This window comes from uncultured Roseobacter sp. (assembly GCF_947492555.1).
Classification (GTDB): domain Bacteria; phylum Pseudomonadota; class Alphaproteobacteria; order Rhodobacterales; family Rhodobacteraceae; genus Roseobacter.
This window is the reverse complement of record NZ_CANLNE010000002.1, coordinates 661,240-677,664: the sequence shown is the minus strand read 5'-3', so window position 1 is coordinate 677,664 and position 16,425 is coordinate 661,240. Positions and strand designations below refer to the sequence as shown.

The 16,425-nt window shown below is 61.6% G+C and carries 16 protein-coding genes; 6 read left to right on the top strand and 10 right to left on the bottom strand.

Annotated features, from left to right (window positions below; translation table 11 throughout):
* Position 1 precedes the first annotated feature (1 nt).
* From Q1A07_RS10355 to Q1A07_RS10320, 8 genes are all read right to left on the bottom strand, one after another.
* On the bottom strand, positions 2–619 hold the full coding sequence (locus Q1A07_RS10355) for an exopolysaccharide biosynthesis protein (RefSeq protein ID WP_299780402.1): 618 nt from the start codon (positions 617–619) through the stop codon (positions 2–4).
* Complete coding sequence (locus tag Q1A07_RS10350; protein ID WP_299780400.1) at positions 582–1,460, bottom strand: SDR family oxidoreductase; 879 nt, start codon at positions 1,458–1,460, stop codon at positions 582–584. The genes Q1A07_RS10355 and Q1A07_RS10350 overlap by 38 nt, the downstream gene beginning before the upstream one ends.
* A 41-nt stretch (positions 1,461–1,501) precedes the next feature.
* The gene (locus Q1A07_RS10345; RefSeq protein WP_299780398.1) at positions 1,502–2,755 is read right to left on the bottom strand and encodes a glycosyltransferase family 4 protein; all 1,254 of its coding nucleotides are present in this window, start codon (positions 2,753–2,755) and stop codon (positions 1,502–1,504) included.
* A gap of 69 nt (positions 2,756–2,824) precedes the next feature.
* Positions 2,825–3,604, bottom strand: a complete 780-nt coding sequence (locus Q1A07_RS10340; protein WP_299780396.1) for a carnitinyl-CoA dehydratase — start codon at positions 3,602–3,604, stop codon at positions 2,825–2,827.
* The gene (locus tag Q1A07_RS10335) at positions 3,579–5,639 is read right to left on the bottom strand and encodes an acetate--CoA ligase family protein (protein ID WP_366944076.1); all 2,061 of its coding nucleotides are present in this window, start codon (positions 5,637–5,639) and stop codon (positions 3,579–3,581) included. The genes Q1A07_RS10340 and Q1A07_RS10335 overlap by 26 nt, the downstream gene beginning before the upstream one ends.
* A 57-nt stretch (positions 5,640–5,696) precedes the next feature.
* Positions 5,697–6,860 carry an acyl-CoA dehydrogenase family protein gene (locus Q1A07_RS10330; protein ID WP_299780394.1) on the bottom strand — a complete coding sequence of 388 codons (1,164 nt, stop codon included), beginning with the start codon at positions 6,858–6,860 and terminating at the stop codon, positions 5,697–5,699.
* 110 nt (positions 6,861–6,970) lie between these two features.
* Positions 6,971–7,987: a sterol desaturase family protein gene (locus Q1A07_RS10325; RefSeq protein WP_299780392.1), complete on the bottom strand. Its 1,017-nt coding sequence runs from the start codon at positions 7,985–7,987 to the stop codon at positions 6,971–6,973.
* On the bottom strand, positions 7,977–8,732 hold the full coding sequence (locus tag Q1A07_RS10320) for a class II aldolase and adducin N-terminal domain-containing protein (RefSeq protein WP_299781952.1): 756 nt from the start codon (positions 8,730–8,732) through the stop codon (positions 7,977–7,979). The genes Q1A07_RS10325 and Q1A07_RS10320 overlap by 11 nt, the downstream gene beginning before the upstream one ends.
* Positions 8,733–8,831: 99 nt before the next feature.
* Here Q1A07_RS10320 and Q1A07_RS10315 point away from each other — a divergent pair, with 99 nt between their 5' ends.
* Positions 8,832–9,704, top strand: coding sequence for a LysR family transcriptional regulator (locus Q1A07_RS10315; RefSeq protein ID WP_366944075.1), 873 nt, complete (start codon positions 8,832–8,834; stop codon positions 9,702–9,704).
* A 22-nt stretch (positions 9,705–9,726) separates the two neighbouring features.
* Here Q1A07_RS10315 and Q1A07_RS10310 read toward each other — a convergent pair whose 3' ends face one another.
* Positions 9,727–10,146, bottom strand: a complete 420-nt coding sequence (locus tag Q1A07_RS10310; protein WP_299780390.1) for a VOC family protein — start codon at positions 10,144–10,146, stop codon at positions 9,727–9,729.
* Positions 10,147–10,196: 50 nt separating this feature from the next.
* Here Q1A07_RS10310 and ade point away from each other — a divergent pair, with 50 nt between their 5' ends.
* From ade to Q1A07_RS10290, 4 genes are all read left to right on the top strand, one after another.
* On the top strand, positions 10,197–11,999 hold the full coding sequence (ade, locus tag Q1A07_RS10305) for an adenine deaminase (RefSeq protein ID WP_299780388.1): 1,803 nt from the start codon (positions 10,197–10,199) through the stop codon (positions 11,997–11,999).
* Complete coding sequence (locus Q1A07_RS10300) at positions 11,996–13,459, top strand: AMP nucleosidase (RefSeq protein ID WP_299780386.1); 1,464 nt, start codon at positions 11,996–11,998, stop codon at positions 13,457–13,459. The genes ade and Q1A07_RS10300 overlap by 4 nt, the downstream gene beginning before the upstream one ends.
* Before the next feature lie 140 nt (positions 13,460–13,599).
* On the top strand, positions 13,600–13,887 hold the full coding sequence (locus Q1A07_RS10295) for an HU family DNA-binding protein (protein ID WP_195821270.1): 288 nt from the start codon (positions 13,600–13,602) through the stop codon (positions 13,885–13,887).
* 336 nt (positions 13,888–14,223) lie between these two features.
* Positions 14,224–14,790: a flavodoxin domain-containing protein gene (locus Q1A07_RS10290; RefSeq protein WP_299780385.1), complete on the top strand. Its 567-nt coding sequence runs from the start codon at positions 14,224–14,226 to the stop codon at positions 14,788–14,790.
* Here Q1A07_RS10290 and Q1A07_RS10285 read toward each other — a convergent pair.
* Positions 14,787–15,377 (bottom strand): ATP-dependent Clp protease proteolytic subunit, encoded by a 591-nt coding sequence (locus Q1A07_RS10285; protein ID WP_299780384.1) that lies wholly within the window; start codon positions 15,375–15,377, stop codon positions 14,787–14,789. The genes Q1A07_RS10290 and Q1A07_RS10285 overlap by 4 nt on opposite strands.
* A gap of 178 nt (positions 15,378–15,555) precedes the next feature.
* Between Q1A07_RS10285 and Q1A07_RS10280 the strand changes: the two genes are divergently transcribed.
* A complete protein-coding gene (locus Q1A07_RS10280; RefSeq protein ID WP_299780383.1) occupies positions 15,556–16,425 on the top strand; it encodes a DMT family transporter in 870 nt (289 codons plus the stop codon).

Here is a 16,425-nt window from a genome sequence, read left to right as displayed (position 1 = left end):
GTCAGGTCACCGCCACCTGCAGCAGCAGCACCGCACCCAGCGGCACCGCGACCATGCCGATGTAGCCTGCGATAACGAAGTAGCCGTCCCGCGCAAAAAGACCAAAAGCGAAAAGCCCAATGGTCGCCGCCGCCAGCGATGTAACGCCCGGCACAAGTTCCAGCGCGGGCCAGCCCAGCGGGATCACCGCGCATTGCAGCAGAATGATCATGCGCATCGGCCCGCGCGTCAAGTATTGCAAACGCGGGGAGGAATTTCGATCAATCCACGCGGCCGGGCGGCGCAGCCATGCCACCATCCGCGACAAGGTCGAGGCGCCGATGCGCATCCGCATGATGCGCCGGGGCAGCCAGAGCCTGCGCCCCATAAGGCCTTGTACGGCCAGCATCACGATGATGACTGCAGAGATTGTCGGAATGCCCGGCACACCCGACATCGGAGACACGAGGAAAAGCGCGACCACCAGAATAACGGGTGTGATGGTCCTGTCCCCGATCTCGGACAGGATATCGCGCATTTCGACTTTTTCATCCGTCGCCGCACGATCCACCGCGTCGAGCAACGTGCTCAGCGGCCAGTCTCTATAGTCCTGAAACGTCCTGATCTCGGTTTTCCTCACGCAACAACGCCTCCAGCCCGGTCCGGTAGTCGGGATAAAGCAGCTGGACACCCAACTCTTCTTTGATGCGATCGTTCCGAACTTTTTTACTCTCGGCGTAAAAGCTGCGCGCCATGGGGGTCATCTCCGCCGTCTCGAAATCGACGGCAGGGGGTAGCGGAACCTCCAGTAATTCGGCGGCATAGGCGATGACATCCTGCGGCGGCGCCGGATCGTCGTCGCAAAGGTTATAGACCGCACCGGGGTTCGGCTGCGCCAGCGATGCCTCCAGCACCTGCGCGATGTCCTGCACGTGAATGCGCGAGAACACCTGCCCTTTTTTGATGATACGCCGCGCCGTTCCCGCGCGCACCTTGGCAAAAGGGCCGCGCCCGGGACCGTAGATGCCAGCCAGCCGAAAGACGTGCAGGTTCAGACCCGGTATCGCCTGCCATTCGGCCTCTGCAGCAACCCTTGCCCGCCCCCGTTTCGTGGAGGGCGTCAGGTCCGCAGTTTCGTCCACCCAGCCACCCGCGTGGTCGCCGTAGACGCCGGTGGTGGACAGATACCCGACCCAGTCGAGCCGAGGCGCGGCCTCGGTGATCTGCGCCCTCATCTCGGCCAGAACAGGGTCGCCGTCCGGAACTGGCCCAGCGGAGATGAGCACCGCATCCGCTGCGGCCAACGCATCCGTCACGTCCGCGCCCGGCCAGATCAGCGGCTCCACGCCGGTGGCGACAATATCCTTGGCCTTCTCAGCGCTGCGCGTGGTGCCGATCACCCGCCAGCCCTTTTGGATCAAGCGGGGGGCAAGAGCCCTGGCACTGAACCCGTGCCCGAACGACAGAAGTGTTTTGCTCATGGGATCAAAGTGGACCGCCCCCACGCCGGGTGCAAGATGCGCTAGGCGTCTATCCTGATCTCTTTGGCCTTCGGGACCAGACCGTTGATGCGCGCCAGGTGTTCCGGCAGGCAGCGGGTCAGAAAATCGTGGTGTTGCACGATATGCCCGCGTGCGGCAGGCCCAAGATGGGCAAAGGCGCCGGGGTCCGACACCACATCAATGACCTGCTGCGCCAACGCATTCGGATCGTGGAAATCGACCAGCAGCCCGGTTTCCCCATGCGTAATCACTTCGCGCACCGGCAAGACGTCCGAGGCCACGATGGTCGCCTGCATTGCCATCGCCTCCATCAGCGACCAGGACAGCACGAAAGGCATCGTCAGATAGATGTGACAGCGGCTGAGCTGCACCAGTTTCTGGAACTCCGGATAGGGAATCTGCCCCAGAAAGTGTACGCGGCTCCAGTCGATGTCCTGCCCCACTTCCTCTTCCATTTCACGACGCAGGCCGCCGGGGCGCTCGGATTTGCCGCCGTAAGAGACATCATTACCGCCGATGATCAGCACACGCGCCTTCGGGCGTTCCCGCAGAATGCGGGGCAAGGCGCGCATCAACACGTGGAATCCGCGTGTCTTCTCCAGATTGCGCGCCACGTAGGTGATCACCTCGTCCTCCCGCGTCAGCGGATGATCCAGCCGACCCAGAGAAAGAGATGCATCGGCATCGGGCACCAGCGTATCGGTCCGGATGCCGTCGTGACAGACATACATTCTGTCATGGAAACTCGCCGGAAAGCGGTCGCGCTGCCACTGGGTCGGGCATTGCCCCAGATCGACGGTCTCAATGTTCGCAAGAGGTATCGCGTTTCGCGCCTGCATCAGGAAGGGGGCGTGATCCGACACCGTCTCTGCCGGGTCAAACCCCACCAGCCCGCCGTGCAGATTATAGTAGTATTCGAAATACCCGATGATCGGCACATCCGGCCAGACCTGTTTGAAGAACGTCAGCTCGCCCCAGCCGACGTGCCCCACCACGATATCCGGCTTGAAGCCGTGGTCGCGCTCCAGTTTGCGGGCCGCCATCGCCGCACTAAAGCCGGAACCGGTGGCCTCTTCCCAGACCTTCGACAGCCCGTAGGCGTCCTTGCCCGGCACGTGATGTGGTTTGTAGATGATGGTGCGCACCCCATCGAACTTCGGCGGGTTACGGCGCTGGGTCAGAAACGCGATCTCATGTCCGCCCGCTGCCAGCAGCCACTGCACGATCTCGCGATATTGGCCGGGCATGTTTTGGTGCACAAAAAGCAGTTTCATCGATACTCACACTATTCTTTCAAACTGTGAACTCCCATAGCGGGAGACGGGTGGCTTCGGCAAATCCAATCAGCGGCCTTTCCAGATCGGATCACGTTTTTCAGCAAAGGCGCGCGCGCCTTCCAACTGGTCCTCGGAAGCGTATAGCCGGTCCACCGTTTCCAGCTGCCGCCCGGTAATCCGGTTCATCGCGTCCTGGAACTTGGCGTCTTCCGCGTCCCGCACGATCTCCTTGATGGCCGCGTAAACAAGCGGCGGACCAGACGCGATCAATTCAGCCAGCGTCCACGCCCGCTGCACAAGCTCTGCCGCTGGCACGACCTCGTTCACCAGCCCCCAGCGATGCGCCTCATGGACATCAAACCATCTGCCGGTCAGGAGCAGTTCCATCGCGATGTGGTAGGGGATGCGTTTGGGCAGCTTGACCGATGCCGCATCCGCCACCGTGCCCGACCGGATTTCCGGCAGAGCAAAAGTCGCATGGTCCGCCGCGAGGATCATGTCAGCGCTCAGCGCCAGTTCCAGCCCACCCCCGCAGGCGATCCCGTTGACCGCAGCGATCACCGGCTTGTTCAAGCCGTGCAGCTCCTGCAATCCACCAAACCCGCCAACGCCGTAATCCCCGTCGACCGCGTCGCCCTTGGCTGCGGCCTTGAGATCCCATCCGGGGCAAAAGAATTTCTCACCCGCACCGGTGAGGATGGCGACACGCAGGTCCGGGTCATCGCGAAACTCGGCAAAGACCTCGCCCATGATGCGAGAGGTTTTCAGATCGATGGCATTTGCCTTTGGCCGGTCCAGCGTGACCTCAAGAATGGCTCCTTTACGAGCAGTTTTGATCGGGTTCATGCCTGTCTCCTTCTGAAATCGCCGACGTACCCAGCACCATCAACGCATCCGCGGCAACCGCCGATGTTGGTGTACAGATCAGCGGGTTGATCTCAACTTCCGCGATCTGGCCCTGATGCGCAATCACACATCTCTGTAGCGCCATAACGGTCTCGACAATCGCGCTCAAATCAATGGGTGGCTTGCCGCGAAACCCGGTCAGCAGCGGGTAGGTTTTGAGGCGGCACAGGGCCTGCCGGACGTCCATCTCGGTCACCGGCAGCAATAACGATACGCTGTCCTGCCACAATTCCGTCAGGACACCGCCGGTTCCGAGCGTCAGGACGTAGCCGTGTGCGGCATCCACCGTAACCCCGATCAGCAGTTCAGCGATACCGCCCTGCACCATCTCTTCGATCAGCAAACTGCCATTGGGCAGCGTCCGCGCCGCATCGGGCAGATCGCCGTGCGACAGGCCAAGACGCACCCCGCCAGCTTCAGACTTATGCGCAATCCCCTGTGCCTTCAGCGCCAAGGGCGCGCGCAGCGCCTTGGCATCAACCTGCAAAACGTCCTCGCAGACCACATGGACCGGCACGGCCACACCAAAGCTTTGCAACAGGTCTTTCGCCTCTGCCTCCTTCAGCATCCGGGGCGTGGCGGGCGGCGACGCAACCAAGGGCGGCGCGACACAAGGCGCGGACAGATGCGCCGCCGCCTCCGCCGCCACCATCGCCTCGCGCAAACCAAATAGCGGGGTAACCCCGGCCTGCATCAACGTAGCGGCAACCTCAGCGGGCATCAGTTCCGGCAAGGTCGAGACCACGGCCACGGGCCGCCCGCTGGCCCGGTGGGTCGCAATCGCCGCCTTGGTCGCGCAGTGCCAATCCGCAGCATCGGTATGCGGGTAATCAACGAGGATCAAAACCAACCCGATGTGTGCCGCCGCCATCGGCGTCCAGGCTGCTGCCATCTTCTCGGCATCCCCCCAGATATAAGTGTGATAATCCAGCGGATTGGACAGGGCCACCATCGGGCCCAATACCTCCTGCAACGCCGTCTTTTGCCGAGGTTCCAGCGCAGGGAAAGACAACCGCATGCCCATCGCGGCGTCTGCGGCAAGGCTGGCCTCCCCCCCCGAGCAACTGATGCTCGACAACGCCGAGGTTTCCAGCGGACCCGCGACATGCAGCAGCTTCAAACTCTCCAGAAGGCCTGGCAAATCATGGACGCGTGCGACACCCAAACGTGCCAGAAGTGCAGCAGCCCCGGCATCGCTGCCCGCAAGAGAGGCGGTGTGTGACAGGGTCGCGCGCTGTGCTTCCTCCGACATGCCCGCTTTCAAAGCCACCAGCGGTACCCCCCTGGCATGTGCTTTCATGGCCAGCGCGTGCCAGGCGGCAGTGTCCCCGAACCCCTCGATGTGCAGGCCAATCGCGGTGATCCGCGGGTCATCCAACAGCGCAGAAGCCATGTCTGCCTGCGAGGTCTGGGCCATGTTCCCACAGGTCCCGACAAAGGCAATCGGCAGCCCACGCTGTTGCATTGTCAGGTTGATCGCGATGTTGGAACTCTGCGTCAGGATCGCGACACCCCGCTCCACCGACACACAGCCATGCTGATCCGGCCAGAGCAATGCGCCGTCCAGCGCGTTGATGAACCCATAACAATTGGGTCCGAGAATGGGCATGTCGCCCGCCGCCGCAACCAGAGCCGATTGCAGATCATGGGCGCTGCCATCTTCTCCAGTCGCTTCGGAAAAGCCTGACGCGAAACAGACCGCGCCCCCCGCCCCAATCTGCGCCAAAGCCGACACGACCTGCACGGTCAGGTGCCTGTTCACACCGATGAACGCAGCATCCGGCACACCGGGCAGATCAGCAACCGATGCCACGGCGGCAACCCCCTCCACCGACGCCGGGTCGGGATGTACCCGCCAGATGTCTCCTGAAAACCCCATGCCGTGGAGCTGGCGCAGCACCTGACGACACCAAGGGCCACCGCCAACCACCGCCACCGACCGGGGCCGCAACATCCGACCAAGGTCACAGCTCACCTGAAGCCTCCGCAAGCTTCTTCTGGCCAAAAATATCCCCGCCGGAGGCACAAACCTCTATGCCCCCAGCGCCCGCAGCAGATCGCGGCTGATGATATGACGCTGGATCTCGCTGGTCCCATCCCAGATGCGTTCCACCCGCGCATCCCGCCAGAAACGTTCCAGCGGATAATCGTCCATCAAACCCATTCCGCCATGAATCTGAATGGCCGCATCCGTTACCCGTGCCAGCATCTCGGACGCATAGAGCTTGGCGCTCGCGATCTCTCGGTTCGCGGGCAATCCCTTGTCCAGCCGGTCAGCACTGGCAAGGGTCAGTAAATCTGCTGCGTCGATTTCGGTAATCATATCAGCAAGTTGAAAACTGACCCCCTGGAACTTGCCAATCTTCTGGCCGAACTGCTCGCGCTCTGCCGCGTAGTTCAGAGCATAGTCGAACACCCGCCGCGCGCGCCCCACACTCATGGTGGCGACGGTAATCCGCGTCGCGTAGAGCCAGGTGTTCATCACCTCGAACCCGCCATCGACCTCCCCCAGAACCTGAGCGTCCGGCAGACGGCAGTCATCGAAATCGAGGATCATGTTCTTGTAGCCACGGTGGCTCACGGACTTGTACCCGTCGCGGATGGTGAAACCGGGCGTGCCGCGATCCACCAGAAACGCCGTGATCCGCTTCTTCGGTCCCTTCGGCGTCTGGTCCTCTCCGGTTGCGATGAAGACAATGACGAAATCCGCGTGCTCCGCACCCGAGATAAAATGCTTAGTGCCATTCACCACCCAATCGCCACCGTCCCGCACGGCGGCACATTTCATGCCCCGCACGTCCGACCCCGCGCCCGGTTCCGTCATGGCCAGCGCGTCCGTCTTCTCGCCCCGCACCGCGGGCATCAGGTAACGCTCCACCTGCGCGCCTTCACAGGCCATCAGGATGTTCTGCGGTCGTCCGAAGAAATGATTGAGCGCCATGGAGCCGCGCCCCAATTCCCGCTCGACAAGTGCAAACTCAAGATGGTTCAGCCCTGCGCAACCTACGCTTTCTGGAAAGTTGCAGGCGTAAAAGCCCAGCTCAATCGTCTTGCGCTTGATCTCCTGCGCAATCTCAGCAGGCACTTCGCCGGCGCGTTCGACCAGTTCTTCATGGGGGTAGATTTCGTTTTCAACAAAGCTGCGGACGGTCTCCGCAATCATCTGATGTTCGTCAGTCAGGCCAAATATCGTCATCTGTCAGGTCTCTTGCGTACGGTGAAGGGAAGGCGGCGCGCGGCCTCACTTCCCCAAGCGCCGCGTGCTCGTCCAGCAAGACAGATCGTCGATGACCACGCGGACCACCATCAGGTGTACATCTGTTTCTTGCGCGCGCGGGTCTCTTCCGTGGCCTGCGCCGAACCGTCATGGTAGCTGCCGAACCAGCGGTCCCAGGGCATCTCGACCGTGCCGTAGTTGCATTCGAAATAGCGGTGGTGCAGCTGGTGAAAGAACACGCCCGCCTTTGCCTGCCGCTTATCTCCCACCACGATCTCCTCGAAGCCGGAATGGGAAAATACCGGGTGGGTGGATTGCACGTAGCCGTGAAAAAGCACATGCAGCGGATGGCTCGGGACGATGAAATGAATGGCAAAATTGGTGTAGAAGAGCAGATGTTCAACCGGGTGCATCGAGATGCCTGACCATGGCCCCACGTTCACGTTGCGGTGGTGCAGGGAATGCGCCAGCTTGTAAAGCGGCGGCCAGTGCAGCAGTCGGTGAATCCAGTAGAAATGGAAGCTCGACCAAATTGGCAACAGCACGAAAAACGCCACAAACCAGACCGGATTGCCCGGAAAGAGCATGCTTGGCGCATAGCCATTCGCCATTGCCCAGAAGACCAGTACCTGCGCAGCGGTCCACAGGGTAATGCCGCTGGCGATGTGCCAGAACATATTGTCGTGCACCTGATTGCCGAAGGTGAAGGTGCCGTTGGTGCGCGCCTGATCGCGCGGGTCGTATTTGGTGCGGTCGCCCTGCCCTTTGCGTATGATCAGCCAGTAGTGCAGCATGCCCGCACAGATCACCTGCGGCACCAGATTGGCCAGCCAGACCTTCGCGATCCAACCCCAAGCCAACACCTGCATCTCCGCCAGTTCCGGCAGAATTGCGAAATAGGCCAGCAGGGCCAGCGCAAAGCACAAGGTTGTTGTCGAGATTTCCAACCAGAAGGCCGCGTACCACCCAAAAATCGCGCGCGGACGCGGCGGCCATTGAAACAGCGGGTTCTGCGCCAGCGGCGTTGGGGGCCGGAAGTTCCAGCGTCCGGCCTCGCGCCCCTCCGCATGGCTGGCTCTCTCCTGGGCTTCTGTATCACTGGGCATACGTCGAGCCCTCCTCATCCAGGATCGCCTTCAATTCCGCCAGATGCCGGGCATCCTGTTCGGGGTAACTTTCCAGTTCCCGTGCGGTCTTTTCCGCGACGTCGTCCGATAACACGCGCAGCGGCTGGCCGGTCTGCAGCGCGAGAATATAGGTCATGCAGGCGCGCTCGAAGTAATAGAGCCGGTTGAAGGTGTCGGCGACCGTGTCGCCAATGATCATGATGCCGTGATTGCCCATGATCATGACCTTCTTTTTCGGATCGTCGAAAAGCTGAGCGCAGCGCGTCCCTTCCTCCTCGAAGGCGAGCCCCCCATAGTTGTCGTCGATCACGTAGCGATTGAAAAAGGTGCAGGCGTTCTGGTCCACCGGCGGCAGACGGCTGTCGGCCAAGGCGGCCAGCGCGGTGGCGTAGGGCGAATGCACATGCATGGCGCAGCGCGCGTGCGGGCAATGCCGGTGCAACCCGCCATGTAGCCCCCAGGCCGTTGGGTCCGGCGCGTCGGGGCCCTCCATGCTGGTCGGGTCATTGGCATCCACGACGATCAGGTCCGAGGCCCGGATGCGCGAGAAGTGCATCTGGTTCGGGTTCATCAGGAACCGCGTGCCATCCTCGTTGATCGCGAGGCTGAAGTGATTGGCCACCGCCTCGTGCATGTTCAGCCGCACGGTCCAGCGGAAGGCGGCGGCGAGGTCAACCCGCTCCTGCCAGTTCTCCATATTCGGGCGCATTTCCGTCACGGGTATCCTCCGGGTCGTCTGTCCCCATGACAACATCCAAGCCGCTTGCCTGACCAACGAAAAAAACGCAAGCTGGCCATAAGTAAAACTAATGAAGTGGTTATAATGGCTGACCTGCCCCCTCTGAACTGGCTCCGCGCCTTCGAGGCCTCGGCCCGGACACTGAGCTTTACCGGGGCCGCCCGCGATCTGAACATGACCCAGAGCGCGGTGAGCCAGCAGATCAAATCCCTCGAGGGGTTTCTGGGGCGACCGCTCTTTCACCGGCGCCCCCGCGCGCTGGAGCTGACCCAGACCGGCATCAGCTATCTGCCGGTGGTGCGCGACGCTTTCCGCACATTGGCCCATGGCACCCGCGCCCTGACGCGCAACGAAAGCGATGTCCTGCAGGTTCAATCGAACCTGACCTTTGCGATTCACTGGCTTGCGCCGAGGCTGATCCGCTTTCGGGCCAGGCACCCGGAGGTGCAGATCAATATCGTCACCGAGTTGTGGGAGCCACGGGATATGGCAGACGGCGCCGATGTGGAAATTCGCTTTTCCCTGCGCCCGTCAGACCGCGTGCATGCCGAAGTGCTGCTGACCGATCACTACTATCCGGTCTGTGCGCCTGGCTATGCGGTGACATTGCAGACGCTGGCGGACCAGCCGCTTTACGATTGCGCCAACATGATGGGCACTTGGGCGGTCTGGGCGGAAGAGCAGACGCTCGACTGGCCCGATCCACACATTACCTATGCGACCACCTATTCCGTGCCGCTTTCGGTTGCCATGACCGGTGGCGGGCTCGCCTTGGCGCATGATGCCATTGCGGGTGGACTGATTGAGGCGGGCCATCTGGTCGCCCCCTTTTCCCATCGCGCCCGGATGCAGGAGGCCTACTATCTGATCCAGTCGCCCCGCGCCCATGAGATGAGTGCCGCCCGCGCCTTTTCAACCTGGCTGCGGGAGGAGATCGCAGCGCAGAAGGTGGCCTGAAAGCCCACCCTACCTGCTGTTCTCAGAGCGGGCGGCTGGGAACCCAGGCATAACCATCACCGCATAGGATATAGGCTTCGCGCAGCCCGTGGGGCTTGTCGGTCGGGGCCTGCAGGATCATGGCGCCGCACGCCTCCGCCCTGGACGCGGCGGCATCCGGATCGCTCTCATAGAGCCGGATTTCGAGACCCGCGCCGCGCGGCGGGTTCTCAGGGAGCAGACCCAACAGCGGATTATCCGCATAGGTGCCGTCGCCGTGCAATTGGAACACCTCCTTGCCCGCTGTGATGATAGCGAAATCGTCGCTGACCCGGTGGGCGTTGAAGTCAAAGACATCCGCGAGGAAGGCACAGGTGGCCCGGACATCGCGGACCAGCAGATTCAGTCCGATGCCGCGCAGGCTTTTGCCGAAATCCTCGGCCGTGACCGTTTCATAATCCATATCCGCCCCTCCCCGCTTGAACCTTCCCGATTGCCGTGGCACCTAGGGACATGACGCATGCTTCTTTCCCCTCATGGCCCGATTCCGCCAGTCGGTTGATCGCCGTCGCCACGGGCCGCACCCCTGCCGACACCGTGATACAGGGCGGCACATGGGTCAATGTGCATACGCGTGAAATCCTCGACGGCCACGATATTGCCATTGCGGACGGTCGCATCGCCTGTGTGGTGCCGGATGCATCGCACTGCATCGGGCCTGACACCCGGATCATCGCGGCGCAGGGCCGGTACATGATCCCCGGTCTCTGCGACGGACATATGCACATCGAGAGTGGCATGCTGACCCCGGCGGAATTCGCCCGCGCCGTAATCCCACATGGCACGACCTCGATGTTTACCGACCCGCACGAGATTGCCAATGTGCTGGGGCTTGAAGGCGTGCGCATGATGCATGACGAAGCGCTGATGCAGCCGGTAAATATCTTCACCCAGATGCCCTCCTGCGCCCCTTCGGCGCCGGGCATGGAAACCACGGGGTTCGAGATCACGGCAGAGGATGTGGCGGAAGCCATGCAGTGGCCGGGCATTATCGGGCTGGGCGAGATGATGAATTTCCCCGGTGTGTCAAACGCCGATCCCAAGATGCTGGCCGAGATGGCCGCGACGCAAAACGCCGGTAAGACCGTGGGCGGACACTATGCCTCGCCCGATTTGGGGCCAGCTTTTGCAGGCTATGTGGCCGGCGGCCCCGCAGATGATCACGAAGGCACCTGCGAAGAGGACGCCATCGCGCGGATGCGACAGGGGATGCGGTCGATGATCCGGCTCGGCTCCGCGTGGTACGATGTGGAGACCCAGATCACGGCGATCACCGAAAAGGGCCTCGATCCGCGCAACATGATCCTGTGCACGGATGACTGCCATTCAGGCACGCTGGTGAATGACGGACATATGAACCGTGTTGTGCGCCACGCGATTGACTGCGGCTGTGACCCGGTGGTGGCCCTGCAAATGGCCACGATCAACACGGCCACACATTTCGGGCTGGAGCGCGAGATCGGCTCGCTCACCCCGGGACGGCGCGCAGATGTAATTCTGACCTCGGATTTGAAGACCCTGCCGATAGAGACCGTCATCGCACGCGGTGAGATCGTGGCGGAAGACGGCAAATGCCTTGTAGACTGCCCGCATTATGACTGGCCTCAGACCGCACGCCAGACCGTGCATATGGGCAAGGCGCTGGAGGCGGATGATTTCGCCATACCGGCGCCCAGTGGCGCCAATGCGGTCCGCGCAAACGTCATCGGCGTCGTCGAAAATCAGGCCCCCACCAAGGCGCTGCAATTCGAACTGCCGGTGACCGAAGGGCGCGTGCAGGCCACTGGTGAAGTCTGCCAGATCGCGCTGGTCGAGCGCCACCGCGCCACCGGATCCGTGACCAACGCCTTTGTCTCGGGCTTCGGCTACGAGGGGCCGATGGCGATGGCCTCCACGGTCGCACATGACAGCCACCATATGATTGTCGTCGGCACCGATGCCGCGCATATGGCCATAGCGGCGAACCGCTTGGGCGAGGTCGGCGGCGGCATTGTCATCTTCAAGGACGGGATCGAGACCGCGCTGGTCGAACTGCCCATCGCCGGGCTGATGTCGGACCAACCGGCGCGGGACATTGCCGCCAAAACCGACCAGATGATGCAGGCCATGCGCGATTGTGGCTGCACCCTCAACAACGCCTATATGCAGCATTCGCTGCTCGCCCTCGTGGTGATCCCGGAACTGCGCATCTCCGATCTCGGTCTTGTCGATGTGCGCAGCTTTGAATTCATTCCAGTAATTGAGCCGCTTTCATGACAGATATCCTGACCCCCGACGCCCCAGAGGCCGAAGAATTCCTTGATGCCAAGGCCGCCGTTGCGCGGCTGGAGGAGCTCTACACACAGGCCACCGGCTTTCTATGCACACATTTCGTCAAGGCGATGGCCGACGGCGCGCCAGACGGGCGGGTTCGCGCGTTTTACCCGCAGGTCCTCTTCAAGACCTCGACCTTTGCGCAGGTGGATACCCGGCTCAGTTACGGTCATGTCTCGGCCCCCGGCAGTTTTCGCGCCACGATCACGCGCCCAGACCTCTTTCGCAGCTACCTGACCCAGCAGATCGGCCTGCTGATCGAAAATCACAATCAGCCAGTGATCATCGGGGCCTCCGAGACCCCTATGCCGGTGCATTTCGCTGTGGCACATGACGCCACCATGACCGTGCCGCAGGAAGGGGCGGCGGATTTCACGCTGCGCGATGTCTTTGATGTGCCGGATCTGACCACAACCAACGATGACATCGTGAACGGCACCTATGTGCCCACCGATGGCATCGGCCCGCTGGCCCCCTTCACCGCGCAGCGTGTGGACTACTCGCTGGCCCGGCTGGCGCATTACACGGCCACGGATGCCGCGCATTTCCAGAACCACGTGCTGTTCACGAACTATCAGTTCTACGTCGCCGAGTTTGAATCCTATGCCCGTGCGCAACTGGATGATCCGAAATCGGGCTACACCGCCTTCGTCTCCACGGATAACGCGACCATCACCAAGGGCGACCAGGCGCTGGCCAGCCCGGTGAAAACCCCGCAGATGCCGACCTATCACCTCAAGCGGGCAGACGGGTCGGGCATCACACTGGTGAACATCGGCGTCGGCCCCTCCAACGCCAAGACCGCCACCGACCACATTGCCGTGCTGCGTCCGCATGCCTGGCTGATGGTTGGCCACTGTGCGGGACTGCGGAACTCCCAGGCGCTGGGGGATTTTGTGCTGGCGCATGCCTACCTGCGCGAGGATCACGTGCTGGACGACGACCTGCCTGTCTGGGTACCGATCCCGGCGCTGGCGGAAATCCAGATCGCGCTGGAACAGGCAGTGGCGCAGGTGACCAATCTCGAAGGATATGAACTGAAACGCATCATGCGCACCGGCACGGTTGCCACCCATGACGACCGGAACTGGGAACTGCGCGACCAATCCGGCCCGGTGCAACGGCTCAGCCAGTCCCGCGCCGTTGCCCTCGACATGGAAAGCGCCACGATTGCCGCCAATGGTTACCGATTCCGCGTACCCTACGGCACCCTGCTCTGTGTGTCCGACAAGCCGCTGCATGGTGAATTGAAGCTTCCCGGCATGGCCTCGGACTTCTATAAAACACAAGTTGCACGGCATTTGATGATCGGAATTCGGGCCATGGAACGGCTGCGCACCATGCCGTTGGAACGCATCCACAGTCGGAAATTGCGGTCCTTTGAGGAGACAGCCTTCCTCTGAGACCGAAAAACCCAATAAAATAGGTTAATTTTGCATGTTTTTCCTTGCAAAGCTCTACTAATCGTTGTGTTCATACACAACATCCGGGTAGATTTCGGACATGAGGCCCAACTCATCGGGCAGCTAAGGAGAACAAGAACATGGCGAAACCAATGACAAAGACCCAACTTGTTGCGGCACTGGCCGAAGAAATGGGTTCAGACAAGAAATCAGCGGGCGCAGCCCTTGAAGCGGTATGCGACCTGATCACACGCGAAGTATCCGGCGGTGGCGCGGTCACCTTGCCCGGCGTTGGCAAAATCTACTGCCGTGAGCGCCCCGAGCGCATGGTGCGCAACCCTGCGACCGGCGAACAATTCAAAAAAGACGCGGACAAGGTGGTCAAAATGACTATCGCCAAAGCGCTCAAAGACAGCGTGAACGGCTAACCGCCGCTCCGCTGAGACTTTCAGGGGTCGCCTTCGGGCGGCCCTTTTTTTATGCCTGTTCGGATGATCCCTCGGACAGCCGGTGATTTGATCTCGAACAAGGTCTGCTCTGCTCCCTTCCCCTAACCTCTCATCAGGTTTCGATCACAACCCGTGAAAGAACCTGCGTGATTCTGGCTGCGACGGCTCTTGCCGGAGGGTCATGCAGACTGACCTCTGTCCACGATGCTCGTTCGGACAAGAGACCAAACCGATCTCTGCAGCGCCTGCTATCCCGCCACGGTGCGGGGATTTGGAGGCACCGCCAAACGGTGCCGATGCATGGAGGAAGCTGCAATGAACGTTCTTATCATCTTCGCAACGGTCGAAGGGCAAACCCGGAAAATCGCGGAATTCGCACAGAGGATTGCAGAGAAGGCAGGGTACAATGTGACCCTGTTTGATGCCGCTGACAAAACCGCTCCCCTGTCGCTTGAGGCGATAGACAAGGTCATATTGGCGGCACCTGTGCATGAGCGGCGCCATCCCGAAACATTCGAGGTGGTGCTTGGCGCGCACCGTGCAGAGTTGGCGGAACGCGAGACGTTACTGCTGTCCATCAGCCTGAGCGCTGCCTTTGAAGACGGCATGGAGGAAGCCCAGGAGTACATTACCGAAATGGAGATGCGCACGCGGTTCAAATCCGACCTGAACGCGCTTGTGGCCGGGGCGGTGCGCACCGGCAGTTACGATTACTTTGCAACGCAGGTCCTGCGCCATGTCGTCTTGCGTGATCGCGATTATGATCCCGGCGCAGGGGAACATGAATTCACCGACTGGGACGCGCTGGCGGATGTGCTCGCCACATTTCTGGAGGCTGAGACGGCATCAACCCAGCCCCCCAGCCAAGCGTCGTCGGGTTAAAGCTGATCGACCGAGGAGATCACCTGCCCCACCAGCCCGTAGTCCAGCGCCTCTTGCGTGGTCAGCCAGAAATCGCGACCCGTATCCTCGGCGATCTTTTCGGGCGTTTGCCCTGTGGCCTCGGCAAAGAGCGTGTGGAACCGCGCGCGCATGATCCGGATCTGTTCGGCCTGGATCATCATGTCGGTCGCCTGTCCGCCTATGCCCCCGCGCGGCTCGTGCAGCAAAAACCGCGTGTTGGGCAGGCAATAGCGGTTCTCGGCCGCAGCTCCCACAAAGATCAGCGCCCCGGCGCTGGCCACCCAACCGGACCCGATGGCACGGACCTTGGGACGGATGAACTTGATCACGTCATGGACCATGTCACCGCTTTCCACATGCCCGCCGGGCGAGGAGATGTAGACATTGATCGGATCATCACTTTCTTCGGCCAGCGCCAGCAGATGCGTGACGGTGCGATGCGCCAGCTTGTCGGTGATCTCGCCCGTAATGATCACGTTGCGGCTTTTGAAGAACAGGGCTTCGATGCGCCCATCACCTGCCTTTTCCGGCGCTTTGCTGGTATCGTCGAGCATTTTGTCAGACATGGAATCCCTCCGCGAATTTAAACCTATGCGGGAAGTCTAGCGCCCGCTGCGGGATTGTCTATCGCATCCGGCGCATGAACGGCCTGCGCAAACACGGCAACGCGTCCGGGCGCATCTTGCTCTCCCTGCGGATATGGGAAATGGTCGGCCCGCAGACAGATCCGTCAGAAAGGCCCCCATGGACATTCGAGCAATTCTTGCGGGGCTCGCCTTTGCCCTGATGTGGTCTTCGGCCTTCACCTCTGCACGCATTATCGTGGCCGATGCCTCACCGCTGGCCGCTTTGACGCTGCGCTACCTGATCTCTGGGCTGCTGGGCGTCGCAATCGCCCGTGCCTTGGGGCAGTCCTGGCATCTGACCCCTGCGCAATGGCGGGCCACGATCCTCTTCGGCATCCTGCAAAATGCGGTCTACCTCGGCCTGAACTTCGTGGCGATGCAGACCATCGAAGCCTCGGTTGCCGCCATCATCGCCTCTACCATGCCCCTGTTGGTGGCGCTGGCCGGGTGGGCCTTTCTGGGGGAAGGGCTGCGCCCGCTCAGCTTCGCAGGACTTGTCGCGGGCGTTGTCGGTGTCGGGCTGATCATGGGCACGCGCATCACCGGCGGCATTGATCTTTATGGGTTGATGCTCTGCGGCATCGGCGTGGTCGCTCTGACCATCGCGACACTCTCCGTGCGCGGGGCGACCTCTGGCGGAAACTTCCTGATGATCGTGGGGCTGCAGATGCTTGTGGGGTGCCTGACACTGGCGCTGGCCACGGCCGTTTTCGAAACGCCACGCTTCAACCCCACCTGGCCGCTGGCTGCAGCCTTCATCTACACCACGCTGGTGCCCGGTCTGGCGGCCACCTTTGTCTGGTTCTGGCTGGTCAACCGCATCGGGGCAACACGAGCTGCCACCTTCCATTTCCTTAACCCCTTCCTCGGCGTGGCCATCGCCGCCTTGCTGCTGGGTGAGAAACTGGGCGCCCGAGATGTGATCGGCGTGGCGATCATCGCGCTTGGCATCCTCGCCGTACAGCTTTCGCGACATTCAAAGACGTAA

Excerpts from the sequence above, each read along its gene's own strand:
- Q1A07_RS10350 (WP_299780400.1), bottom strand. The coding sequence starts at position 1,460 with ATGAGCAAAACACTTCTGTCGTTCGGGCACGGGTTCAGTGCCAGGGCT.
- ade (WP_299780388.1), top strand. The coding sequence starts at position 10,197 with ATGACGCATGCTTCTTTCCCCTCATGGCCCGATTCCGCCAGTCGGTTG.
- Q1A07_RS10295 (WP_195821270.1), top strand. The coding sequence starts at position 13,600 with ATGGCGAAACCAATGACAAAGACCCAACTTGTTGCGGCACTGGCCGAA.
- Q1A07_RS10300 (WP_299780386.1), top strand. The coding sequence starts at position 11,996 with ATGACAGATATCCTGACCCCCGACGCCCCAGAGGCCGAAGAATTCCTT.
- Q1A07_RS10325 (WP_299780392.1), bottom strand. The coding sequence starts at position 7,987 with ATGCCCAGTGATACAGAAGCCCAGGAGAGAGCCAGCCATGCGGAGGGG.
- Q1A07_RS10290 (WP_299780385.1), top strand. The coding sequence starts at position 14,224 with ATGAACGTTCTTATCATCTTCGCAACGGTCGAAGGGCAAACCCGGAAA.
- Q1A07_RS10345 (WP_299780398.1), bottom strand. The coding sequence starts at position 2,755 with ATGAAACTGCTTTTTGTGCACCAAAACATGCCCGGCCAATATCGCGAG.
- Q1A07_RS10330 (WP_299780394.1), bottom strand. The coding sequence starts at position 6,860 with ATGACGATATTTGGCCTGACTGACGAACATCAGATGATTGCGGAGACC.
- Q1A07_RS10340 (WP_299780396.1), bottom strand. The coding sequence starts at position 3,604 with ATGAACCCGATCAAAACTGCTCGTAAAGGAGCCATTCTTGAGGTCACG.
- Q1A07_RS10310 (WP_299780390.1), bottom strand. The coding sequence starts at position 10,146 with ATGGATTATGAAACGGTCACGGCCGAGGATTTCGGCAAAAGCCTGCGC.
- Q1A07_RS10285 (WP_299780384.1), bottom strand. The coding sequence starts at position 15,377 with ATGTCTGACAAAATGCTCGACGATACCAGCAAAGCGCCGGAAAAGGCA.
- Q1A07_RS10315 (WP_366944075.1), top strand. The coding sequence starts at position 8,832 with ATGGCTGACCTGCCCCCTCTGAACTGGCTCCGCGCCTTCGAGGCCTCG.
- Q1A07_RS10280 (WP_299780383.1), top strand. The coding sequence starts at position 15,556 with ATGGACATTCGAGCAATTCTTGCGGGGCTCGCCTTTGCCCTGATGTGG.